Raw genomic sequence first — 22350 nt, forward strand, 5'->3', positions numbered from 1 at the left:
GACAACTCCTCCGTGGACACCACCGGGCCCGAGACCGGCACCCTCTCGCCGCAGACCGCCGCCACGCTCGCCGAGGCCACCACCCTCTCTGAAGCCGTCGTCCGGCCGGGCACCCGCCGCTTGTCGACCCCACGTGTCCGCCTGGCCGACCTGCGGGACTACCAGAAGGACGCCGTGCGGGCGGCCGTGCGCCACACGAAGCTCGGCGGCCGCGGGATCCTGGAGATGGCGTGCGGCGCAGGCAAGACGTTGGTGTCCGCGACCTGCGCCAAGCGCCTCGCCCCCTACGGCCGCGCCCTGGTGCTCGTGCCCACAATCGAGCTGCTGGAGCAGACAGCCACCTCGTGGTCCCACCTCGGGGGACGCCGCGGCGTCGCGATCGCCGCGTGCTCCAAAGAGGAGGCGCTGGACAGCGCGGAAGCCGGCGCGCACATCGAGGGGTGGGTCACCACCGACGCCGCCGAGCTGGCTGACCTGGTCACCCGCGTCCCCGCCGGACACCCGGTCACCGTCTACGCCACCTACGCCTCCCTGGAGCGGCTGGTCCGAGCCCACGACGAATACGGCCTGCCCCAGTGGGACCTGGTCATCGTCGACGAGGCCCACCGCACTGCCGGCGCCCTGGAGAAGAGCTGGGCGGCCGTCCACGAAGACGCAAAGGTCCCGGCCCTGCGCCGCCTCTACTTCACCGCCACCCCGCGGATCGCAGCCGAGACACCGGGCGCCGACCTCTCGGACCTGGTGATGGGGACCGCCGCACCCTCGCTCTACTCGATGGACAACGAGACGGTCTTCGGCCCCACGATCTACCGGTGGAGCTTCGAGCAGGGCGTGGTCGGCGGCTGGATCGCCGACTACAAGATCCTCGTCCCGGTGGTCACCGACCAGGACCTCTGCGACCTCCTCTCCCTGCCCTCGATCGCCGACCTGCGCTCCCAGCGCACGAACGTCGACCTCCAGCGGCTCGCCCTCCAGGTCGCCGTCCTACGGGCGATCGCCGACCTGAGCCTGCGCCGCATCATCTCCTTCCACGCCCGGATCACCTATGCCCGCGAGTTCGCCGCCACCATCACGGAGACCGCGGCCCTGCTCCCGGACTACGACCGCCCAGAACGGATCTGGGCCCGTGCCGTCGCCGGCACCGACCCCCGCCGCGAGCGACAGCAGGCTTTCGACGAGTTCCGAAGGCACACCGGGGAGCGGGAGGGGGAGGAGGGCGAGGAGTGCGGCATCCTGTGCAACGCGCGTCTGCTCGCCGAGGGCATCGACATGCCCGCGGTCGACGCGATCGTGTTCGCCGACCCGAAGACGTCCGTCGTCGACATCGTCCAAGCCCTGGGCCGCGCCGTCCGCCAAAAGCCCCAAGAAGGCAAGGTCGCGTACGTCATCATCCCGGTCTACCTCCCCAGCCCGGACGCTGACAGTGAGGAAGCGGACGACCTGCCGACCGCCGACCCGGCCGTCGTCGGCCAGGCCGGCCCCCTGGTACAGGAGGAGGCCGAGCAGGCGGTCGGCGCCTCCGCCTACGCCCCGGTCCTGCACGTCCTGCGCGCACTCGCCTCCGTCGACTCCCGAGTCGTCGGCCGTGTCGCGGACCTGCGCACCCACCGCCACCAGGGCCACACCCTCAAGACAGACTCCCGGCTCACCACCGCGGACGACACCGAGCACGATGCGGACGGCGACGGAACACCGAACGGGGAAAGCAGCGAGGAAGATCCCCTCGCCTGGCTGCGCATCGACGCCACCCGCCACCAGAGCGACATCCTGCGCAGCCTCAAGCTGCGCATGTTCTCGCCCCGGGCGCAGGAGTTCGAGCGCATGCTCGCGGTCGCCACCGTCTTCTACATCGAGCACGGCCACCTCGACCCCGCGGACACCGAGGAGAACCGCGAGCTTCGCACCTGGCTTCGCAACCAGCGCCACCTCAACGAGACCGGCACCCTGAACCCAGCGCGCAAGTCCGAGCTCGACGCCATCGGCATGATCTGGAGCAAGACCGCCCAGGCCTGGGAGCGCGGCCTCGCCTACGCCAAGGCCTACCACCACTTCCACGCAGACCTGGCCATCCCCAGCAGGGAGACGCTCGACGACTACAACGTGGGCCGCTGGATGCACCGCCAGCGCAACGACCCCGACCTGACCGCCGAGCAGCAGGCGGCACTCGACGCCCTCGACCCGCTGTGGCGCCTCGCCCCGGAATGGAGCCGCACCTACCGCAGGGTGGTCGCTTACCTCCAGGCCGGCGGAACGCTCACCGGTCCCGTCAACCGCGCCGGCGGACCGGCTGACCCGACACTGCGGCCGGGCAAGTGGCTCCCGAAGCAGGACACCGCCCGCGCGGCCGGGAAGCTGACCGCCCAGCAGATCACCCTGCTGGACGCCCTGCGCGAGCACCTCCAAAGCAACACCTCGGACTGACCGGTACACGCGGCTGGCCGGTCGACCCGACCGGGCACCACCTTCGCCGACCCCGACCAACGAGGGAGACGAGATGGAAGCACCGACACCATTGGTTACGATCGGCACCACCCACCTCGCCCACGCCACTGCTCGCGCCCGTGCCCGGCGGCGAGCCGCCCGAATTCCCAGACAGCGGGCACTCAGCTGGCAGACATGCCGACCCGGGACTACCAGTCGCATCCTGCTGGCCAGGTAGTGCGAAAACGTGTCCATGAGCCGTTCCACGAGGGCGGCCTTGGGACATCGCAGCCAGCCAGCGGATCCACCTGACAGGTGATGGGCTCAGTCAGATGACCTCGGACGCGCTGGTCACTGGGTGCTGTCTACAGCGTCGGCCGTCTCGGTGACCGAGGACGGGGTGTGGTGGAGGTCGAAAGGCCCGCCACGTACGGAGAGCACAGTCGGACGGTCCGTCGCGTTAAGAACCGCGGCTCGGTACCGGGGGCCGGTTCCGTACCGGCGGGCCTCGATACCCCGAGGGTTGGTCTTCCACTCGTTCAGGTGCTGGGCGACAGCACCCAGGATCGCGGTCTCCGCCTCAGAGCTGCCAGGCGCGTCCAGGAGGGCGCTGATGATGGTGCAGGAAGTCGGCATGGGGATCCACGTCGTGCCCTTGCCCTCGGTGACACTGGTCTCCAGCCGAGCCAGGGTGCCGTTGAGGGGCTCTTCCCGCCACGCGCTGGAGGCCGCCGGCGCCTCGGTCTCGGTGAGCCAGATCCGCAGAACGTCGCACTCGTGGGCGTTCAGGCCCGCGGCGCTGCTGGCGAAGAAGTGGTGGAAGATCCGCAGGACCACGTCACGCCGCCGCGGCTTCTCACGCCGCTCGTAGAGGCAGTGCGCGCACAGCCAGCCCATCGGGACGAACAATCGGTCCTTGGGGTTGCGCATCCGGCCGACGACGTCACCGGCCTTGACCGGATCGGCGCACAGTCCGCACGTCATGTCGCCGTGGGCATGCTTGACGGTGCGTGGCACGGGGAGTTGGCCGATGCCCTCCGGGCGCCGGATTTTCGGTGTCGCGCCTGATGAGGTGTAGGAGGCCGGATCAGTGAGCCAGCACCGCAGTACTCGCAGGCACTCGCGCAGGTCCTCGTCGTCGGCCGCTTGGAGGTGCTTGACGCCCGCCGTCTTGGTGAGCCGGGCCCGGACGCGCTCGGCAGACGTGCCTACGATCCCGGCGACCGCCTCGGTCCCGGTGTCCGCCAACGAGCGCAGGGGCGCGCCGTGCAAGGCGGTGATCTCGGCGGCAGTGGGGAAGTCAAGGATGGCCATGTCGAGAGTGACCGCTTCGAACTTCATTGTCGCTGCTCCCACCGCCCGGAACTGTGTCCAGCCACCATGACGCCGGGCCGCGCCCCGGCTCCGCCGCCGTCACCCGTTTGGCGTACGACAACCGCCTGCAAGAGGCCACCGGACAACGCCGGTTGACGGGCGGCCGGGCAGTGTGGGGTCAGGCCGACAGTGTCCCGGGGTGGGGCCGGCTGGAAGGTCAGCACCGGTCGGCTGGGAACCGGGCGGTGATCGGGCCGTCCGACTGGGACCGCTCCAGCCACACCGGACGGCTGCCCAGCTGGGTGACGGACGGGGTGACGTACAGGAGCCCAGGGGCCTCGCCGGGCTCCGCCGTGTCGTAGGCCGCGGCCGCTACCAGTCGCAGCGCTTCGCTCACGGCGCTCTCTGGGTCGGCGATCGCCGCAGCTGGATCGAGCTGGGCGGCGAGGCTGAGCAGGGCCTCGTGCAGGGTGACGGAGATGTGGGTGACGCGCGCGCCGCCGAGGGCGGGATGCCCGCTGCTGTCCCGGTGAGCTCGCACGGCGGTCGCGGCGGGCGTTGCTGCTGTCGCAGGGGTCATGTTCAGGACGGTAGGGGAGGCGTGTGACACCGGTGCGGCCTCTCAATGCGGATCCACTCGATCGGGGCCACGCCGTCAACCTGGGTCCAGCTCGGCCACACACGCCCTGGTCCACGAGAAGGCCGCCCAGGGTCACTCACGCCGGCGATCGACCGGCACCTGCGTGGGGTCTCAACACCGTGGTCCGGTACTGGGTCCAGGCGCTAGGCTGCCGCCGCCCTGAGAAGCACCGCTGGCCGTGGCCCGCATCGATGAGGGGCACGGCCAGCGGCTCAACGTCACGACCGCTGCTGCGGGCTGGCGGCGGTGAGCAATGCGGCCCCGCGGTTGGAGGCGATCGGCTCCGGCTTCTCCCGCCCGGCCCCGCGGATTAGCCGCGTCGTGGCGGCGGTCTTCAGCGGCCGGTCAACGTCACAATGCTGGAATCCCGGCCGAACCCGTGCGGAACCTCGGCGGACAGCACGATCTCGGAGTGATGGGTCCAGGCATCGACTTGGTCCTTCCGCCCCTCGCCGCAGACGTGGCTGATGGTGTCACCGCCTAGGTACGTGCCGAGGTGCATTTCGACGCCCTTCAGCGTCATACATCCCTTGACGGCTTCGACGTACCCGTGGATCCGATAGCCCCCGCGGTCCTCGGTCACGCTGATATCGGCGACGCCGTCCGAGCTGTTGTCGCCGGCAGTCGCATGGAGGTAGATCGACTGGTGCGGGGTGTCGCGCAGACTGCTCGCGTCGGCCGGAGCCCCCAGTGCCGCTCCGAACATGCCGAGCGCGATGGCGGCGAGGGCGGTGCGGGGCTGGCGCATGGCGTGACCTCCAGGGTGCGGGGCGATCGGCCTGCGTTCAACGTCCGACCACCGGGCGAGTCACGCGGCGCTGGGCCTTCTGGATGGTCACTTCCCCATGGTCAAGGGCGGTTCGCGATGGCGCTGTTCACGACCGCGCTGCACGTTGGACGGCCCGTCAGCCGGCCGTTACGTCCGGTGTAAGGGGCGCGGAGAACAGCCGGCCGCCGGGGCCGAGCGGTCGCCGGCTCCCCGGAGCCGGAGCGGGGCGCGGAGCGATGGGTGTTGCTTCCTGGAACGGGGAGCTTTCCACGGATGCCAGTTGACGCTCTGTGCCCTGGTCCGCACTTGGGAGGCCCTCAGCGGGTTCGGAGAATGGCTGCCACAGTGGGCGACGTTCGGTCATGATCACTAGTCTCTCAGTCGCAGGGGCCCGGACGTGCCTTGCACTCCCAGCGTCCCGCCGCAGCGGCTCCGGGGCCTCGGTTCGAGGCCGATCCGAGCGGTTGTGTGGTCCGAGCTGCGCTGCTCGCCATGTAGTCCGCGGCGGTCCGCCGGCTGCTGGACGGCCCCTCTCGGGCGAGCGCGGACTTGATGGCGCTGGAGTTCGAGGGACTCAGGCTCGTCAGTGGAGCGGGCTGGACCGAACTGGCGGGGGTCCGGCTGCCCACCACTGGTGCCCGCAATCGACAGCCCGCCGCTCCGTGACGGAAAGCGACCACGTCGGTACTTTTTGTCAGATCCGTCTGCTTACCTGTCGATATGTCACTGTGTGTGGATTCATGGCTCCCGCCCACCGAGGTGTGTTCCGGCGTGGTTGCGGCGCTGGACGGTCGGGACCGGGTGCTTGTCGCAGCACAGCGGGGCCGTTGGGCGCTGCCGGCAATCCCTGTACGCCCGGCCCTGCTCGCCCCGGGGAGGCAGTGTGTGTTCCTGCCGGGCTCGACGGTCCGTCTGGGCGGCTGCGTGGGCCGGCTGCTCGACCGGACGCGGGGTGAGGTGCTGGTCCTGCCGGGGCGAGTGCTGCGACTGGCCCCGGGGGTTGCGGTGCGGTGGCTGGAGATCTCCGTACTGCGCGGGGTAGTGGACCGGGTGCCCAAGGAGGTGGAGATCTTCCTCGAAGGCTACGTGGGCGGCTGGATTCCGGACGGGTGGATCACCTTGGACCCCGACCCGGGCCCCACTGGTGAGGGGTCCGGTGCGGTCGGCGGGTGGCCGGCGAGCACGTCGCCGACGAGCAGTCTCAGTAGCGCCTCCTCGTAACCCGGCAGCTCGCGTCGGCGCATGGTCTCCGCCAGTGCCGGGTCCCAGGGTGTGGCGGTCAGCTCGTTGGGTTGCACCCGGGGTGCCCACCTGGCCCGGGCCGAGGCGACGACCGCGTCCTGGTAGTCGTCGGCGGCCATGCGCCAGGGGACGATGCCTGGGTGAGCGGCGGTCAAAGCGCTGACGTGGCGCAGCCCGGCCGCGTCGAAGTCGGCGCGGGCGGCGATGCGCCAGCCTGCCTCGGCCAGGCGGGCGATCGCAGCGACCTCCAGGGCGGAAGGCGTGCCGTTGGTGCACAGCACCCGTGCGTGCGGCGGCAGTGGAGCCTGGTCGAGCACCGCGGTGGTGACGGAGGGGTTCTCCGTGACGAAGACCCACGAGTCCGGTGCTGGAGAGGCCGGCCACGTGCAGCGGGCGAGGACGTGGGGGGTCAGGGTCAGCGGGTCGTGGGGCGGGACGGTGTAGCCGGCGGGCCACATCTGCAGCGAGGTCAGGCCGCCGGTCAGGCCGTCCAGGTCGACGCCGATCAGGTCCCAGGCCCCCCGGTTGTCGCCCGGGTCTCCGGGCGAGTCGGCAGTGGCGAGCGCTAGCACGAGGCCGGCCAGGATGCTTCCGCGGTCGAGGGCCTTGGGGGTTCCGGTGAGCTGCTGGGCGAGCAGGCGCCGGTCGATCCGCCGGCCGGCGGCGGGGAGCGCGGCGAGGGTCTCGACCGCCAGGACGGCCAGGTCGGGGCCCTCGGGATCGTGGGCCAGGCGGTGAACCCACCGCTTTGCCCGCAGGATCTCGACGGCCTGCTTCGGGTCGGGCCGCACCCGGGCGGTGGGCGGGAGCCGGTCGAGGAGGTCGGTGAGCTGTTCGGTGATGTCCTGGGTGCGTCGGCGGGTGGCCCGGCGGGCCATGGTCTCCACGCCCAGGCGCCGGCCGAGCGCGTGGGCGGCCACCGCGGCCGGCGTCAGGCGGGGACCGTGCGTGCGAAGCATCGCGGTCAGGTGCGCCAGGTCGCACCGGCAGCTCGTTCCGCCGATCGCGGGCCGCTTGGACAGCAGCAGGCCAGCGGCACTGGCCTTCAGCGGATCCGTGGGGACGTCGACCGTCAGGCGCCCCGTGGTCAGGTCGCAATCACCGTCGCGGTCGGCCCGGTCGGCGACCTTCTCCCACAGCCAGGCCAGCTCCGGGGCGGTGAGCTGCTCGAGCCGGGCGCCCTCGCAGGCGCCCGGGCACACGGTGCAGTCGTTCACGCCTTGCCCGCCTCGCGCAGGATTTCCTCCAGCAGGTCGGCGAGCTGGTTTTCGCGCACGTGGATGGGGCTGGCGGTGACGGTGTCGTTGGGCAGCTTCTCCAGGGTGTAGATGTCGATGCCGTCCCAGGAGTCGGGAGAGCCGTCCCAGCCGTGGCTGGTGCACACGATGTCCAGGTCCAGGTGGGAGATGTAGCGGGCGAGCCCGTCCTTGCCCACCGAGTCGACTTCGGCGGGGACCTCGTCCAGGGCCACCAGCCGCGGGGCGGCGGGGTGGAGCCGGTCCAGTTCGGCGGCCAGCGCGGCGAGCATCGGGGCGAGGATGATCAGGCGCTGCTCGCCGCCGGACACGCCGGACTTGTCGGTCAGCCTGGCCGGCGGCTGGCCGGTCTTGTGGACCATGTAGGAGATGTCGATCCAGGAGGTGATGTCCACTACCGCCTTCAGCCGTTCGATGGTGTCCGCGCTGGAGATGCGGATGTGCTCGCCGGTCAGCCGCAGTTGCGCAAGCAGCTCGGAACGGACCTCGGCCTCCTGCTCGGGAGTGCGTGAGGCTCGGGAGTTCTTGCACGTCAGCTCGTAGATGCGGCGCAGCCCCGGGTCGAGGCCGGGCCGAAGTTCGCGTCTGATCTGGACACCGGTGCCGGAGGAGGCGGCCGCCAGCAGCATGCGCTTGTTGGCCTGGAGGATCCACTGCGTCAGCTGCTGCCAGGCGGCGCCCAGAGCGGCCGGGATCTGGCCGATGACGAAGTCGTCCAGCGCCTCCTGCTCGGCAACGGTGAGTTCTTCCTCGGCGCTGGCGCTGGCGGCGGCGGTGAGCTCGGCGGCCCGCGGCGGGGCGTAGGCGGCGCCGATGCGGGCCAGGCGCACCGGCAGCACGCCGGTGCCGTCCTCCTCCTGGGCCCACTCCAGGCGCCAGTCCTCGTCGTCGGTGTGGCCGCGAAGGTGCGCGCTCAGGTGCTCGGCGGCGTCGCGGACCTCGCCGGCGCGGCAGCGGGTGAGCCCGGTCAGTCGGGACGCCAGTTCGGTGCGCAGACCGTCGTCCGGAAGGCTGGTGTCGAGACCGCCGAGCGCCTCGGCGACGCCGTCGACGTCCAGGAGGGTCCGCAGGTCGTCGGCCGCTTGCGTGATGTCGTTGGGGTCCCTGACGGCCGCGGCGGCCTGGATGGCGATCCGCTCGCGCTTACCGCGAGCGGCGGCGGCTTCGGTGGCGCGTGCCTGCGCCTTGCGGCGCAGCTCCTGGGCCGCTTGCAGTGCCGCAAGCGCCTGCGTGTGTGCTTGCTGGATGTCTGTCACTTCGACGCCGTGAATCTGCAGTTGGGCATCGAGCGTGTGCTGGAGGCGGTTGCGTTCGCCCAGGTGCTCGTTCAGGGCGAGGACGGCCACCTCGTGGGCGTCGCTGCGGCGGTCAATGCCGTCGGCCCGGGCGGCCAGGTCTCGGGTGCGGTCGACGAGTTGGTGCAGGTTCTCGGCCGTCGAGTGCAGGGCGTCGGCCGTGCGGTGGGCCTGGGCTTGGTGGTTGCAAAGCCGTTCCAGGTCGGCGGGCAGGCCCAGTTGCTCGGTCCGCGCGCGCCAGTCCTCCTGAACCACACGGTGGTCGGCCTCGGCAAGCTGGGCCTTCTCGTCCAGATCTGCGGCCAAACGGTGGGATGCCGCCGCGGTGATCGCGGCCGCGGTCAGCACTGTGTCGGCGTCCCGCAGGGCCTGGTCGTTCGGGAACGCGGCAACCGCCGCGGCCACCTTTCCGGCGGCCGTGGTCAGCGCGGTCAGCGCGCGGCGGTGGACAGCGGCTCGCCCGCTCAGGGCGTCAGCCTCACGGCGCGCCCTGTGGGCCCGGCGGCCGGCCTCGGCCCGGCGGTTGTCGAGCCCGATGTGATGGGCCGTCTCCAGGAGGCCGGCATCGTCTGCCCCTGGGATGCGGCCGTAGCCCGGGCCGGCGCGGAAGGTGCCATCGCGGCCGATGACGAGCGCACCCGTGTCCTCGCCGGCGTCGGCGGAGTCCGAGAGCGCGATGCGGGCGAGGACCGCGGTGACGGCCGCGGCGCGCGGATGGCCCGGTTCGGGAGCCAGGACGGTGTCCAGGCCCACGGCCGCCACGGGGCCCAAGGCCTCGACGCGCCAGTGGCCCGGCGCCGACACGGCCTGCGCGTCCAGCGTGGCACCGAGCAGCCCGGTGGCGGCGATCGCGGCCTCCAGCAGGTCCCGCTCGCGGCCGGGCCCCGGCGCCGCAGCACCCCACCGGAGGGCAGCGCCGAAGGCGTCCTGCTCCTCGCCCGGCCCGGCCCAGTGCGGCAGGGGAAAGGCGGGCAGCCGGCCGTTCGCGAACGCCTCCGCCTCCTGCGCGGCTGCTGCGGCCTGCTGGGACAGCTCGGCGGCGGCCTGCTGGTGGGCGGCACCGCGGCGGCTGGAGTGCTCACGCTGCCGCTCGGCGAGTGCGTGCGCTCGGCCTGCCAGCGCCGCTGTGCAGGCCAGAACCTCGCCCGGCTCGGCGCCGGCCGTCTGCTCGGCCCACAGCGCAATGCCGGCCGCCGAGAACACCGCCTCACCCGGCGCATCGCCGCCCCCTGGTGCTGGACGGCGCGGGTGCAGGCCGAAGCGGGTGGACAAGGAGGCCGCCCAGTCGACGACGGCCTCCACGTGATCGGCCCCGGCCTGGTCGCCAGCCTGCTGGGCCACCCGGTGCGCCTGCCGGTCCTCCTCGGCCCGGTCGGCCTGGGCGCCGGCCAATGAGCGCGCGGCCGCGGCTCTCTGCGAGGCCTCGCTGACCCGGGCGTGTTCGGCGACCGCCGTCGAAGCGTGGCTGACGACCAGGCGGTGGCGCTCGCAAGCCTCCCGCACGGCCGCGACCATCGCCACCACCCCGGCCGGGTCCGCGTGGATGTCCGCAGCATCACCCCGAGCCACGCTCTCCGTACCAAACCGCAGCTCCTGCCGGGCCACCTGCCGGGCTGTCACCGGCTGCTCGGCCAACAGCAGCAGGCGATCCACCTCGTGGGCCTGCGCGGCCAGCCGGTTGACGTCCCCGCACAGCAGCCGGGCCTCCCGCAGCAGCGACTCCTCCCGCTCCCGCTCGGCCTCCACTGCCGCCAGCAGCGCCGCCCTTCGCGTCTGAACCGCCTCGTCGGCCGCCCGCAGCTGCTCCCGCGTCGCGCTGATCCGCTCGTCGCTGCGCATGGCCGCGTCGCCCTTGACCCGCGCATCCTCTTCGCAGCGCACCTCCTCCTCCCGAAGGTCCGCCAGCACCTCGTCGGCGAGAGCATGCTCCTCCAGCGCCTCGGCGTGGCGCGCGGCGGCCAGCTCGGCCTCGGCCTTGGCGACGGCGTGTGCCTCGATGAGCTGCTCGACCTGGGCAAGCCGGTCACCGGCCAGGCCGGCGACGTGCCTACCCCATCGCTCGGCCAGCTCGGCGGTGAGCTCACTGGTGCGGTGGCGGTACTCGTAGCGGGCCCGGGTGCCGGAGGCCGCCGTCAACGCCTCGCCGACCGCCTGGACGGTGGCCTCGCTGACGCGCGGCAAGGCCTCCCGCAGAGCCTTCTCGGCATCCTTCACCTTGGCGGCCTGCAGTAGACGCGGATCGCGAACCTTGCGGATGGAGTCGCACAGGTCCATCAACTCGACCACTGTGCAGCCGAACACGCGGCGTGCCAGGTCCCCTCGGTAGGCGTCGGCGCCTTCGAAGACCTGGCCGCCAAGTTCGGTCACCTGCTGGGCGAAGTCCTCGCGCGGCACCTCCTCGCCTCTGTCCCCGTGCAGAGTGAGCCTCGCGGCTACGTCACCCGGCAGCCGGAACGGGACCAGGACGATCGGCGTGCTGGAGGTGCTGGTGAACTCGATCCGCACCCCGTAGGACTGCCGGTCGCCCCGGCCGCTCGCGTCCTGCGGGCTCTCGAAACCCAGCCACAGGTAGCCGATCCGGCGGGCGCGCTCACCCGAGCCGGTCGCCATCAGGGTCTCCAACCGGGTGTGGCGCCCGTTGCCGACCGACATCTTGTACGGCTCTGTGCACAGGTCCACCAGGAACGGCATCGAGATCTCCAGCATCGTGGTCTTGCCCACGCCGTTGCTGGCCAGCCACATCAGCCGCCCACGCTCAGTCATGTAGACCTCGCAGGTGAACTTCCACACGTTGCTGACGCCCACCGCCACCAGGTGCCAGCGCCGAGCCAACCGGTCCCAGGACGCCGGCCGCAGGACCTGCGCACAATCCTCCCCCGCCTCGGGCAGACTCTCGATCTCGCCGAACACCCCGGTCGTGCTGCTCATGTCATGGCCTTTCAGGAAGTAGGGGAAGCCGAGTCGGTACGGGCCCAGCGCGCAGCGGCGGGGGAGAACCACCAGGTGTCCGTGTAGCCGGTGGTGATCCGCAGCAGGCCCAGCTGCTGCCACAACAGGCGCACTTCGCCGGCCAGCTGCGCGATGTCGGAGCGGTAGGCGCCGCTCCACCACAGATGCGTCCGGGCGCACCGGGCCAGCTGCTCCTCCACCGCCTGCGGGGTGAGGGCCAGCCAGCCCGGCCCAGGGCAGCCCGCGCCGTCCGTACGCCCGCCTGTCAGGGCGAAATCGCGCACCAGCACCGCGGCGTGCTGCACCGTGCCCCGGTGGAGTGGGAACCCGTGGCCCTGAACGCCGGCATGCTCGCTGCTCAGGACCAGCGCGACCCCCTCGGCGCGCTCCTCCACCCCCAGCCCCAAGAGCTCGGCAGCCTGGGCCACCTGGTCATCGAGCTGCTCGCGCAGCCAGTAGGACTCCGACACCGACAGGTCGCTCCAATAGACCACGGTGTCGTCCACGAGCCGGCGTAGCACCCGCGCCCCGGTCGACGCCGGCGGCGCACACCGCTCGATCCACTCGCCCGGGTCGGCGGCCGGGTCCACCACCCACGCGCCGTCCTCGCCCATCAGCTCGGCGTTGGCGATCAAGAACAACGTCCGCTCGTGGTGCAGACGCAGCAGAGCACACCTGTGCCGGTCCTCGAGCTCCTCCAGCGTGCCCTCGCGGACCTCAATCACCCCACGCGCCTGCAACATCTCCAGACCACGTCTGGTCTCCTGAAGCTCATGCCTGCTCCCGGTGACCGTGAAGCCGATCTCGACCGCGGCCTCGCGCGCCGCGGCCACCAGGTGAGCGGTGGTCACCATCGGCGGAAGCCGGTCGATCGCCGCCGCAGCCAGCCACATCCACCGGCACTCCTCGGCCACCGGCCACGTCCGCTCCCGCAGCCGCTCGGGAGGGCTCTTCAGCAGGCGCACGGTGTCGGGCTCGATCACCAACCGCCATTCCAGCGCCCGCGCCAGCGACCGCACCTGCTCCTCGAACCGGTGCACCGCCTCGATTGCTGCGTCGTCACGCCCCGACAACAGCCACGGCCGTGCCAGCAGCCGACGGCACACCTCACCCGCACCCATCCGAACGTCCTGCCGCACCGCGCTCATGCCCCACCCCCAACCGAAGCGCCCGCCGCACCCCGAATCGGGCGCTCGGGTGCCGGGTCGTGCCGGAAGACGACGTTCCAACCCGGCAGCAGCGCCGACCAGGTGCTGCTCGTCACCCGTCCGACCGCCCCCGGTTCCGCCGACACCGTGCATACAAGACGCCGGCTGCGGTCCCTGCCCTGCTTCACCTCCTGCGACCCACCGCCGACCAGGGCAGCGGCCACGGCCTCCAGCGCGACCCGTCCAGCAGCAGCGGACAGCGGTCCGGTGGCGGTGAGCACCTCGGCGATGGCCACGGCCCGGGCTCGCGCCTGCTCCCGCTGTAGCTCCTCCAGCAGCGCCTGCGCCTGGGCCCGGTCCCCAGCCCGGGCCACCACAGCGGCGCCGCCCGAGCGCGCGGTGACCCGCTCCAGCGGCGCCATCTCCACCACTGGACCGTCGTGCCACGACTCCCCGTCGCCGTCATCGCTCCAGCCGGACAGCTTCAGCCAGCTCTGGTCGCCCAGGGCCCCTGCCGTCACCCGTGGGCCCCATTCGCGGTCCTCGCATGCGCGGGCGAGCGCGAGCGCCCTGGCCCGGAAGGAGGATGCCCCACCCCCCTGCAAGCGGCGCAGGTTGAGGTGCAGCGGGGGAATCGCTAGCACCAGCGACCGCGTGAACCGGGCAGCCCTGCCCTCCACCGGCCGGCACCACTCCAGCAACTGCAGCCAGTGCTCCTCCCGCGACCCGCGCGTGGCCTCCAGATACCCGCGCGAGACGAGCTCGCCGGCCTTGGACTGCGAGGCGGCCGCCGCCGCCAGCCGAGAAAACCGCGGCCGTAGATCCGTAAGCAGCACGTACGCGCGCGCCACGGCCTCCTGCACCTGCGCGGCCACGTGGCTGGCGTAGGCCATGAGCATCCTCTTCAGGTTGATCGCCTCCTCCCGATCAAGGTCGAAGCGCATCGCCAGAACGGACAGGCTCTCGGCAGTTCCCTCCATCGACCGGTCCAGCGCCTCCTGGCTCAGAAACAGCACCCCGACCTCCTGTGCGGCCTGCTCAGCCGTCAGTTCCTCGCCGGCCAGGCGCCCCAACGCGCTCACCATGGACTGCAGACTGGTCAGCGGGATCTCCTGGGCGCCGCTGCTGGCCTCCCGCAGACTGCGCCAGAACCGGTGCACCAGCCGGCCGGTCGGCGTCGTGTTGTACCTCCAGCGGGTCGAGCTGAGGTCCTCGATACGAGCGAAGTCGTTCGCGGGATCTGGCCGCACCGCCTCGAAGCTTCGGTGCAGCCGGTCCAGACGCCTTGCGACGACCGCCTCCGTCACCTCCAGGCCCTGGGACCTCAGCCCCGCCGTGACCTGCGCCAACGTCAGGTCGCCAGCGGCATCGTCGAGCACATCCATGATCGCCGCGTAGTGGTGGTGAGAGGGCGAAAACAGGTAGCCGAGCGCGCGGCGCTGGTCGCCGCGCGGCACGTCCATCAGCAGTGCATCTGTCTCCATTTCGCCCTCAGCACCGACGACCCGGCCAGTCGCGCACATCTGATCCAGCATCATGAGTGGTCCAAATCATCCGAAATGATCTGTTTGTCACCATGAACTTAGAACTGCGCACCGACGAGCCGTCGGCCAGGCGAGTGAACGCGTCGGCGCCGGCCGCTGAAGATCACACCATCGGCCCAAGCCCTGTTGCCGGTGCCGAGCGGCGACCCCAGCACCCGCTCCGGCCTCAAACCGGAGCGGGATCCGTCTGAGCACCGAGCTGCCGCCTCCGTGGCGTGCATCCCCATACGACTGAGGTTGGCGCTGTCGTCAGCGCTGGTGAAATTGGCGGAGCCGCGAAGAACCCACGCGGGCAGTTCAGCCGGACAGCCGGCGCTTAGAGCGATCGCCCTCCAGCCCGCGTCCGGCGCGGGTTCAGGAACCTCCAGACGAAGACCACCTCACCAGCCATGCACCAAACCCACCCGCCCCGGCCCGGGTCGGCCACCCGGCTCGAGGAACCAGCGGCCCGCCACCCGCCACGAGGTCGGCAGAGTCCTCGCCACCGGTGAGGCATACGCCCGGCCCGCCCACCACAAGAAGGGCACCAAGGTGGTCACGCAACGGCATCTGCGGCACGTCGGCAAGCTCGCCACCGCCATCCTCGACCGGCTCCTGCACCACTGCGAGGTCGTCTCGATCAACGGCAACAGCTACCGCCTCAAGAACCGCCTCCAGGCCATCAGCCAGGACAGCGACGTCGCCTGAGCAGGTTGACCCGTCCCGCCGAAGTTCGGCAGCCGTCTCAGCCTGTCAACGCCTTCAGGCTGTCACTGGAGTGCGGAGGCCGCATCGTCGCTCTGGGCCTGGTAGACGGTCACGATCGAGGCGACGGCATCGACTTCGAGCGGTCCGGTGATCTTCAGCCAAACCAGTTCGGGCAGGTCATCGGAGCGTTCAAGTCGGGCCACGGCCTCGGCAGGCCAAGGCGACGGCGACTCGGGTAGGTGGATCAGCGAGATCCCGTCAATGAAGACGGGGGCCAGTTCGGGTTCCCACGGGCGGACCGAGTGGAGGCCCGAAAGTCCCACGGTGACCGCGACGGCACCCGCGCGCTGATCGACGTGCTGTTGCTGAGCCGCAGCCTGCCGCACGAGCACCTGGTCGCCGGCCTCGCCGCCGCGCTGCGGGCCGGCGCGCTGGCCGCCGACGCCGTCGCGCTGGAGGCTCGCAAGGCGGCCGAGGCGGACACCACGACGGCCGACGTCGAGCCCGAACTGTTCCCGCCGGACCGGGCAACCGTGACATCCCTGACCGCGCGACGCCTGGCTCACTTGCCGCCCGACACCCGGCCGCTGCCCTCGGTGGCCCACTACGACCAGCTGCTGCGACACCGCCGGCCGGACCGCCCGACCACCTGAAGGAGAGCGCCGTGACCTTCCCCCGCCAACGAGGACTCACCGAGCAGGCCGCCAACGCCGCCGTCGACCAGGCCTGCCGGATGCTGCGGCTTCCCACCATCCGGGCCCAGTTCCCCGAGCTCGCCGAGGCGGCCTCGCGCGAGCAGATGTCCTACCTCGGGTTCCTCGCCGAACTGCTGATGTCCGAGTGCGACGACCGCGCCCGGCGCCGCTCCGAGCGCCGGATCAAGGCCGCCGGGTTCCCGCGCGACAAATCGCTGCAAGTTCGACTTCGACGCGAACCCCAACATCGACCCCGCGATGATCCACACCCTCGCCACCTGCGGGTGGATCAAGAAGAGTCTTCCGCTCTGCCTGATCGGCGACTCCGGCACCGGCAAGTCCCACCTGCTGATCGGCTCGGCACCGAGGCTGCGATGGCTGGCTTCCGGGTGAAGTACGTGCTCGCCACCAAGCTCGTCAACGAGCTCGTCGAGGCCGCCGACGAGAAGCAGCTCGCCAAGACCATCGCCCGCTACGGCCGCGTCGACCTGCTCTGCATCGACGAACTCGGCTACATGGAACTCGACCGCCGCGGCGCCGAACTGCTGTTCCAGGTTCTGACCGAGCGGGAGGAGAAGAACAGCGTCGCCATCGCCTCCAACGAGAGCTTCGGCGGCTGGACCAAGACCTTCACCGACCCCCGCCTCTGCGCGGCCATCGTCGACCGCCTCACCTTCGGCGGCAACATCATCGAGACCGGCACCGACTCCTACCGCCTCGCCACCACCCGCGCCCGCGCTGAACAGGTGGCCGCTGGCTGACCGGCCAACGGGCTTCGCCACAGCCACGCAAAGCGGGCTTGAGGCAGTCGGAGACAACGGTCTATCGTCAGGAAACTTGTCTTCTGACCATCTGGAAGTCTTTATGCCTCGCCGTTCACCAGGCGAGATCAGGGCCGAACAGTCCTCGCTCAGGGCAGCCGGCACCAGACAAGTCATCACTGGCTTGTCCGCTGCGACAAACCGACAGATCGCGCAGTTCGAGGCGCGGCACCGGCTGCCCATGGGGTCTGTCGCTCACGCCTTCTGGGCGTGGGCCTTGGCACTTCATGAGTGGCCGGACCATGGTTCCAACCGTGGACACGGAACCACGGACTGGAGAGATAGGCACGCCCGAACGCTCTTGGAGGGGGCAGCCGCATCCATGCGACGGAAGGCGCGTCGCGAGCTCCTCACAGCGGTCGCGCCTCTGGATGACCGCTTCCTGGCGGGGACACTCCAGGATCCATTCGCGCCAGCCTTCGAGCCGTGGTGGAAGCGCCGGCTCAGATAGTGGTCTGCTTCCAACACTGCCTGACCGCGCCGGTGGCCTCAGATGCTTCTACTTCTCGTCAACATTTCCAGCTCTTCAGAGCTGGGACCGCTGCTGAGATCCGGCAACATCTGCTCTCCCTTCCGACCTACGGAGCCACAGCGTGTTCTCCTTGCGGTCCGCGCGGGACTCGTCCAACGAGATGCGCTCGATGGAGTAGCTGATGCAGGACTGCAGTCTCCGTGCCGCATTCGTGCATCGGTTCTTGAAGGCGTCGGACGCCTCATATTCGTTGGCCACGGCACGAGACTATGGCGAGCAGAACGGTCCATCGGAACACTCTTCAAACACCTGACCGATGAACTCACCGCCCCTGGCGGCCGAGCCAGAACCCCGCGCTGCCGACGCCGGCCGCACGTCGTTGAGACAGGTCAGTGGTGCACACAAGTCTGTACGCACTGGAGCACTCAGATCAGTACGCGGACAGGTCAGAGGCGTTGGAGGGTGGCGAGTTCGGCTTGGCTGGCGAGGGTGCGGGGGTGGTGGGGGCCGTAGTGGTCGTGCCAGGCGGTGGTGGTGCGGGTGAGGTGCTGCTGGGCCTCGATGTGGCGGCCTTGGGCGGCGAGTACGAGGCCGAGGGTGGTGGCGGCTTCCAGCGCACGATGCCGGGTGGGCGCGAGGCCGGCCTCCTCGGCAGCCTGGACGGCCTGCAAGGCCTTCGCCTCGGCCTGGTCGAGGTGCCCGAGTCCGAGCAGGGCCTGGGCCGCGACGGAGGAGGTCAGGACCTTCCAACCCGCCGAGTCGGCCCGCGGCTGGGTCTGGGCGTCGGCGAGGGCGTGCAGCGCCTCGTGGTGGCGTGCTTGGCCGTTGAGGCTGCGGGCGAGGCCGATGTGCAAAGCAAGCTGGGAGTGGTGGGCGAGGGCTTCGCGCGCGGTGGTCTCGGCCTCGGTGTGGCGGCCGGTGTCGTTGAGCTGGTAGACCCTGATGCCGGCCACCTGCCCGTGCTGCGGGTCCCGTTCGTCGAGGGTGTCCAGCAGGTCCTGGCACTCGCGTTCCACGACCTCGTGCTCGGCCAGGACCGCGAGCTGGTTGAGCACGAGGATGCGGGCCTTCAGCACGTCGGGGTGGCCGGCCCCCAGGACCGGGACAGCCTCCCGCAGGAACGCCTCCAGCACCTCCGTGGCCTCGCGGTAGCGGCCCAGGCCGACGAGGGCGAGGGCCTGGCTGCGGATCGCCTTCACACGCACATCATCCACAGCGGTGTGGCAGGCCAGAACCAACCTGCACTGCTCCTCGGACTCCTCGAAGCGCCGCAGCCTCAGCAGCGAGACGGAAAGCAGGAGCCGCGTATTGATGGGCATCGGATCCTCCTCGCCCCACGCGGCCACGAGCGCAGGCAGCACCTCGAGCACCTCGGCGGCTGCCTCCTCGTGGCGCCGCATCACGAACAGCCCCATCGCCAGGTTGTGCCGCGCGACCAGAACCGGCAGCGAGTCTGCCGCCAGCCACCGGCCGCGCAGCTCGACCACCCGGCGCAGCGCGGCCTCGCCCGCCGCCCACTGCTCCTTGTCGAGCAGCCGATTGGCTTCACCTTCCAGCGAGTAAGCCAACCGCAGGTCGCGCCTGCGACCCCAACCCCGCCACGCCACGCGCCTGACTCCCTGCTCTGCGCCGGACATCGCGATGATCATACGGATCGCCGCACGCACTGCGGTGGGGACTCATCTGGGCAGTCGGATGCCGGCGTTTCTCGGCGCAGGCTCGGTGTTGAGTGTGCTGTGCCGGTCGCGGCGCTGCTGGGGCTAGTTGGGTGGGGTGGTGTCGGTCATCGGCGGCGGTGGTCCTCTGGTGCGAGGCGGGGGCCGAACCGTGGCGGCCGCGCTCCGGTGAGGGTGATCAGGCGGCATACGCGGTGGCGGTGGCCTTGGTAGGGGGCGAGGAGTTCGAGCATCTCCTCGTCAGTGGAGCGCGGCCGGCCGGCTAGGGCCATGCCGACGGCGTTCTTCAGGTGGAAGTCGCCGACTGAGACGGCGTCAGGGTCGCCGTTGCTGCGCTGGAGTGTCTCGGCGGCGGTCCAGTGCCCGATGCCGGGCACGGTGGTCAGCCGGGCGAACGCCTCGGCGCTGGTCATGGCGGCGGCCTGTTCGAGCCGTGGCGCGAGGCGCACCGCGCGCTGGATCGTGTCGGCGCGCTTGGGGTCGACTCCGGCCTTGTGCCAGTCCCAGGACGGTATCCGGGCCCAGTCGCGGGCGGCGGGCGCCACGCGCAGGTCGCTGTGGGGGCCGGGGGCGGGGATGCCGTAGGCGCGGACAAGCGTGGCGTAGGCGCGGTGGGCCTCCCGGACTGTGACCTTCTGCTCGAGGATCGCGGCGATCAGGGATTCGGTGACCAGGCCGGTGGCGCCCAGTCGCAGGCCGGGGTGTCGGCGCTGGGCCTCGCGCAGCGGGCCGGGGGGCAGGGTGAGGTCGTCGGGGTTGTCGTGGGCGCCGAGCAGGGCGGGCAGTTGGTCGAGTGCCCAGGTGGCGCCGTCGCCCCAGGCTCGGGCGTGGACCTCGCCGAGTGCGGGGCGGGCGGCGAGGTTCAGGGTTGCGAGGCCGGCCGGGGTGCGGCTGGCGCGCCACCAGGTTCCGGCGTGCCAGTCGGTGGTGGGGTCGGCCGGGCCGCGTCGCAGGCGCCCCAGGATCAGCGGTAGGTCGAGGGGATGGTCCGGGCGCCAGGTGCGCTCCAAGGGACCCATGGGTGTGCGGTCCTCTCCTCGGCGGGCAGCGGGTGGCGCTGAAGGGTACCGCAGAAGCAAGCCTGTGAACTGCGCGTATGCACCTTAGTTCGAACGAGTGACCGAATTCGCGAGGACGGTGATTCGTCTTTGCTTGTCCGCACATTTGTTCGATGATGGGGGTGTGAACGCAGCCCTTCAGCATCTGGCGCCCCACCTTCGGCCGGCTCAGCCCGCGCCGCTGGTGCCGGTGCTGCCCGCGCTGCGGGAGCTGCTGCCCGGCGGCGGTCTGCGCCCGGGGACGGTGGTCTCGGTGACCGGCGGCACCGCGGTGCTGCTGGCGCTGGCGGCCGCCGCCACTCGCGAGGGCACCTGGTGCGCAGTGGTGGGCTTCGAGGGACTGGGTCTGCTGGGCGCGGCGGAGCTGGGTGTCGACACGGACCGGCTCGTCGTGATCGAGGCCCCGGGTTCGCACTGGCCGGAGGTGGCCATGGCGCTGGCCGACGGCGTCGGGATCGTGCTGCTGCGCCCGACGGGCGGGCTCAGCGGGCAGGTGGCCGCACGGCTGTCGGCTGCGGCCCGCTCGAAGGGGTGTGTGCTGCTGGTCGCCGGCCAGTGGCCGGGGGCGCAGGTGCAGCTGAGTGTCGTGGAGCGGGACTGGATCGGGCTGCGGCAGGGCCGCGGGCGGCTGCGGGCGCGGCGGATCACGGTCGACTGCGGTGGGCGGGGCGCCGCGGCTCGGGCGCGCCGGGTGGGGCTGTGGTTGCCGGACGCGGACGGCGCGGTCCGTGCGGCGGGTGAGCCGCTCCGGCCGGTGGTGGACCGTGGTGCCGGCGCGGGGCGGGCCGTGCTGGCGGTGGTCGGCAATGGCTGAGCTCGCGCAGGAGGTGCCGCGGAGCCTGGTGGGCTGGGTTCCGGACTGGCCGGTGATCGCGGTGCTGGGTTCCGAGCCCGGGGCCGGGCAGGCGGTGGTGGTGGTCGAGCGCCATCGGGTGCTGGCAGCCAGTGGGGCCGCGCGCGCGGCCGGGGTGCGGCGCGGGCAGAAGCTGCGCTCGGCCCAGGCCGTCGTCGAGGATCTGGAGGTGTTCGAGCGCCAGGCCGATGAGGAGGCGAAGTCCTTCGAGCCGGTGGCCGACGCGGTCGCGGCGCTGGCCGCGCACCTGGAGGTGCTGCGCCCGGGTGTGCTGGCCATCCCGGCCAGGGGTCCGGCCCGCTTCCACGGCGGCGAGGAGCCGCTGGCCGAGAGGGTGGTCGATGCGGTCGAGGCCCTGGGGCACGTGTGCCATGTCGGGATCGCGGACGGGCTGTTCGCCGCGCAGCTGGCCGCCCGGGCCGCGGTGGTGGTTCCGCCCGGGGACAGCGCCAGGTTCCTGGCGGCGGTGCCGGTGACCGAGCTCGGCGACGGGAAGCTGACGGGGCTGCTGGTGCGCCTCGGCATCCAGACGTTGGGTCAGTTCGGGGCGCTGCCTGCCGGGTCGGTCGCGGACCGGTTCGGCACGGACGGGGTGGCTGCGCACCGGCTGGCCCGCGGTCTGGAGGCGCGCCCGGTGGTGGCCCGCCCGCCGGGCCTGGATCTCGCGGTGGAGGAGCGGTTCGAGCAGCCGTACCTGCAGGCGGAGCCGCTGGTCTTCGCCGCCCGCGCGCTGGCGGAGCGTCTGCACGAGCAGCTGGCCGCGGCGGGGCTGGCGTGCGAGCGGGTCGAGGTCGAGGTCGAGTGCGCGGACGGCACCACCGCGTCCAGGGCGTGGCGGCACGAGGGCGTGCTGTCGATCGGGGCGGTCGCGGAGCGGGTGCGCTGGCAGCTGCAGGCCTGGCAGAACCGGCCGGTGTTCGCCGCATCCGCGGGCGGCGTGGCGGCGCTGCGGCTGCTGCCGGACGGCCTGGTGCGCGATCCGGGCCGGCAGCTGTCGCTGCTGGACGGCGACCGCGAGGCCGCCGACCGGGTGGAGCGTGCCGTGGCCCGGGTGCAGGCGATCCTCGGACACAGTGGCCCGGTGACGGTGGAGTTGGCCGGCGGCCGCGCCCCGGCAGATCGGGTGGTGCGCACCCCGTGGGGGGACGGCCACCAGGAGCGGCGCGAGGACGGACCGTGGCCCGGGCGGCTGCCCGCACCCTCCCCGACGTACATTCCTGCGGCGCCGCCTGGGGTGCGGCTGCTGGACGCCGACGGCCAGGAGGTGACGGTCACCGCCCGCGCGGAGGTGCGCTCCCCGCCCGCTCGCCTGGTGCTCGGCGGACGCAGCGTCACGGTGACCGGCTGGGCCGGGCCGTGGCCCGAGCAGGAGCGCTGGTGGGACCCGGCCACGTCGCGCCGCACGGCACGGATGCAGGTCACCGTCGAGGACGGGCGTGCCTTACTGCTCGCTGTCGCGGACGGCCGCTGGCACATCGAGGGCGACTACGACAGCTGAGCGCCCCACTGA

Annotated in this window: 14 protein-coding genes and 3 pseudogenes; 7 read left to right on the forward strand and 10 right to left on the reverse strand. The window is 71.7% G+C overall.

Annotated elements, in window-relative coordinates; all coding sequences use genetic code 11:
* Nucleotides 1-12 precede the first annotated feature (12 nt).
* Nucleotides 13-2421: a Helicase associated domain protein gene (locus tag ACFW1A_RS00830; RefSeq protein WP_380401768.1), complete on the forward strand. Its 2409-nt coding sequence runs from the start codon at nucleotides 13-15 to the stop codon at nucleotides 2419-2421.
* A gap of 351 nt (nucleotides 2422-2772) precedes the next feature.
* On the opposite strand, the gene ACFW1A_RS00835 is transcribed toward ACFW1A_RS00830, so the two are convergent.
* The 7 genes from ACFW1A_RS00835 to ACFW1A_RS00865 all read right to left on the reverse strand — a co-directional run bounded on the left by ACFW1A_RS00835 (nucleotide 2773) and on the right by ACFW1A_RS00865 (nucleotide 14572).
* Nucleotides 2773-3762 carry a hypothetical protein gene (locus tag ACFW1A_RS00835; protein ID WP_380401771.1) on the reverse strand — a complete coding sequence of 330 codons (990 nt, stop codon included), beginning with the start codon at nucleotides 3760-3762 and terminating at the stop codon, nucleotides 2773-2775.
* Between the two features lie 190 nt (nucleotides 3763-3952).
* Nucleotides 3953-4315 carry a hypothetical protein gene (locus ACFW1A_RS00840; RefSeq protein WP_380401774.1) on the reverse strand — a complete coding sequence of 121 codons (363 nt, stop codon included), beginning with the start codon at nucleotides 4313-4315 and terminating at the stop codon, nucleotides 3953-3955.
* A 394-nt stretch (nucleotides 4316-4709) separates the two neighbouring features.
* Nucleotides 4710-5123, reverse strand: a complete 414-nt coding sequence (locus tag ACFW1A_RS00845) for a hypothetical protein (protein ID WP_380401778.1) — start codon at nucleotides 5121-5123, stop codon at nucleotides 4710-4712.
* Between the two features lie 1103 nt (nucleotides 5124-6226).
* Nucleotides 6227-7603, reverse strand: a complete 1377-nt coding sequence (locus ACFW1A_RS00850) for a DUF2399 domain-containing protein (protein ID WP_380401783.1) — start codon at nucleotides 7601-7603, stop codon at nucleotides 6227-6229.
* The gene (locus ACFW1A_RS00855; protein ID WP_380401853.1) at nucleotides 7600-11865 is read right to left on the reverse strand and encodes an SbcC/MukB-like Walker B domain-containing protein; all 4266 of its coding nucleotides are present in this window, start codon (nucleotides 11863-11865) and stop codon (nucleotides 7600-7602) included. Before ACFW1A_RS00855 ends, ACFW1A_RS00850 begins: the two co-directional genes overlap by 4 nt.
* A gap of 11 nt (nucleotides 11866-11876) precedes the next feature.
* Entirely contained in the window at nucleotides 11877-13034 is a 1158-nt protein-coding gene (locus tag ACFW1A_RS00860; RefSeq protein ID WP_380401786.1) for a DUF2398 family protein, read from the reverse strand.
* Entirely contained in the window at nucleotides 13031-14572 is a 1542-nt protein-coding gene (locus tag ACFW1A_RS00865; RefSeq protein ID WP_380401789.1) for a DUF2397 family protein, read from the reverse strand. The genes ACFW1A_RS00860 and ACFW1A_RS00865 overlap by 4 nt, the downstream gene beginning before the upstream one ends.
* A gap of 338 nt (nucleotides 14573-14910) precedes the next feature.
* Here ACFW1A_RS00865 and ACFW1A_RS00870 point away from each other — a divergent pair.
* Both ACFW1A_RS00870 and ACFW1A_RS00875 read left to right on the forward strand, forming a co-directional pair.
* Nucleotides 14911-15109, forward strand: a pseudogene (locus ACFW1A_RS00870) (transposase); the annotation flags it as partial.
* A gap of 36 nt (nucleotides 15110-15145) precedes the next feature.
* Nucleotides 15146-15265 (forward strand): annotated as a pseudogene (locus tag ACFW1A_RS00875) (ATP-binding protein); the annotation flags it as partial.
* Nucleotides 15266-15327: 62 nt separating this feature from the next.
* Here ACFW1A_RS00875 and ACFW1A_RS00880 read toward each other — a convergent pair.
* Nucleotides 15328-15651, reverse strand: a complete 324-nt coding sequence (locus tag ACFW1A_RS00880) for a hypothetical protein (protein WP_380401792.1) — start codon at nucleotides 15649-15651, stop codon at nucleotides 15328-15330.
* On the opposite strand from ACFW1A_RS00880, the gene ACFW1A_RS00885 reads away from it, so the two are divergent.
* Nucleotides 15628-15918, forward strand: a complete 291-nt coding sequence (locus ACFW1A_RS00885) for a hypothetical protein (RefSeq protein ID WP_380401795.1) — start codon at nucleotides 15628-15630, stop codon at nucleotides 15916-15918. The two genes, ACFW1A_RS00880 and ACFW1A_RS00885, sit on opposite strands and share 24 nt — an antisense overlap.
* Nucleotides 15919-15929: 11 nt before the next feature.
* A pseudogene (gene istB, locus ACFW1A_RS00890) lies at nucleotides 15930-16721 on the forward strand (IS21-like element helper ATPase IstB).
* Nucleotides 16722-17699: 978 nt separating this feature from the next.
* Here the strand turns inward: istB and ACFW1A_RS00895 are convergent.
* Nucleotides 17700-18902: a tetratricopeptide repeat protein gene (locus ACFW1A_RS00895; protein ID WP_380401798.1), complete on the reverse strand. Its 1203-nt coding sequence runs from the start codon at nucleotides 18900-18902 to the stop codon at nucleotides 17700-17702.
* Between the two features lie 134 nt (nucleotides 18903-19036).
* Nucleotides 19037-19948 carry a DNA-3-methyladenine glycosylase family protein gene (locus ACFW1A_RS00900; RefSeq protein WP_380401801.1) on the reverse strand — a complete coding sequence of 304 codons (912 nt, stop codon included), beginning with the start codon at nucleotides 19946-19948 and terminating at the stop codon, nucleotides 19037-19039.
* Nucleotides 19949-20111: 163 nt separating this feature from the next.
* On the opposite strand from ACFW1A_RS00900, the gene ACFW1A_RS00905 reads away from it, so the two are divergent.
* Both ACFW1A_RS00905 and ACFW1A_RS00910 read left to right on the forward strand, forming a co-directional pair.
* Complete coding sequence (locus tag ACFW1A_RS00905) at nucleotides 20112-20801, forward strand: hypothetical protein (RefSeq protein ID WP_380401804.1); 690 nt, start codon at nucleotides 20112-20114, stop codon at nucleotides 20799-20801.
* Complete coding sequence (locus tag ACFW1A_RS00910) at nucleotides 20794-22338, forward strand: DNA polymerase Y family protein (protein ID WP_380401807.1); 1545 nt, start codon at nucleotides 20794-20796, stop codon at nucleotides 22336-22338. Before ACFW1A_RS00905 ends, ACFW1A_RS00910 begins: the two co-directional genes overlap by 8 nt.
* The last annotated feature ends 12 nt before the right edge of the window (nucleotides 22339-22350 follow it).

Source organism: Kitasatospora sp. NPDC058965, from assembly GCF_042741245.1.
Taxonomy (GTDB): domain Bacteria; phylum Actinomycetota; class Actinomycetes; order Streptomycetales; family Streptomycetaceae; genus Kitasatospora.

Coding starts and splice junctions, on each gene's coding strand:
- ACFW1A_RS00835 (WP_380401771.1), bottom strand. CDS start 3,762: ATGAAGTTCGAAGCGGTCACTCTCGACATGGCCATCCTTGACTTCCCC.
- ACFW1A_RS00840 (WP_380401774.1), bottom strand. CDS start 4,315: ATGACCCCTGCGACAGCAGCAACGCCCGCCGCGACCGCCGTGCGAGCT.
- ACFW1A_RS00845 (WP_380401778.1), bottom strand. CDS start 5,123: ATGCGCCAGCCCCGCACCGCCCTCGCCGCCATCGCGCTCGGCATGTTC.
- ACFW1A_RS00855 (WP_380401853.1), bottom strand. CDS start 11,865: ATGAGCAGCACGACCGGGGTGTTCGGCGAGATCGAGAGTCTGCCCGAG.
- ACFW1A_RS00860 (WP_380401786.1), bottom strand. CDS start 13,034: ATGAGCGCGGTGCGGCAGGACGTTCGGATGGGTGCGGGTGAGGTGTGC.
- ACFW1A_RS00865 (WP_380401789.1), bottom strand. CDS start 14,572: ATGATGCTGGATCAGATGTGCGCGACTGGCCGGGTCGTCGGTGCTGAG.
- ACFW1A_RS00895 (WP_380401798.1), bottom strand. CDS start 18,902: ATGATCATCGCGATGTCCGGCGCAGAGCAGGGAGTCAGGCGCGTGGCG.
- ACFW1A_RS00900 (WP_380401801.1), bottom strand. CDS start 19,948: ATGGGTCCCTTGGAGCGCACCTGGCGCCCGGACCATCCCCTCGACCTA.
- ACFW1A_RS00910 (WP_380401807.1), top strand. CDS start 20,794: ATGGCTGAGCTCGCGCAGGAGGTGCCGCGGAGCCTGGTGGGCTGGGTT.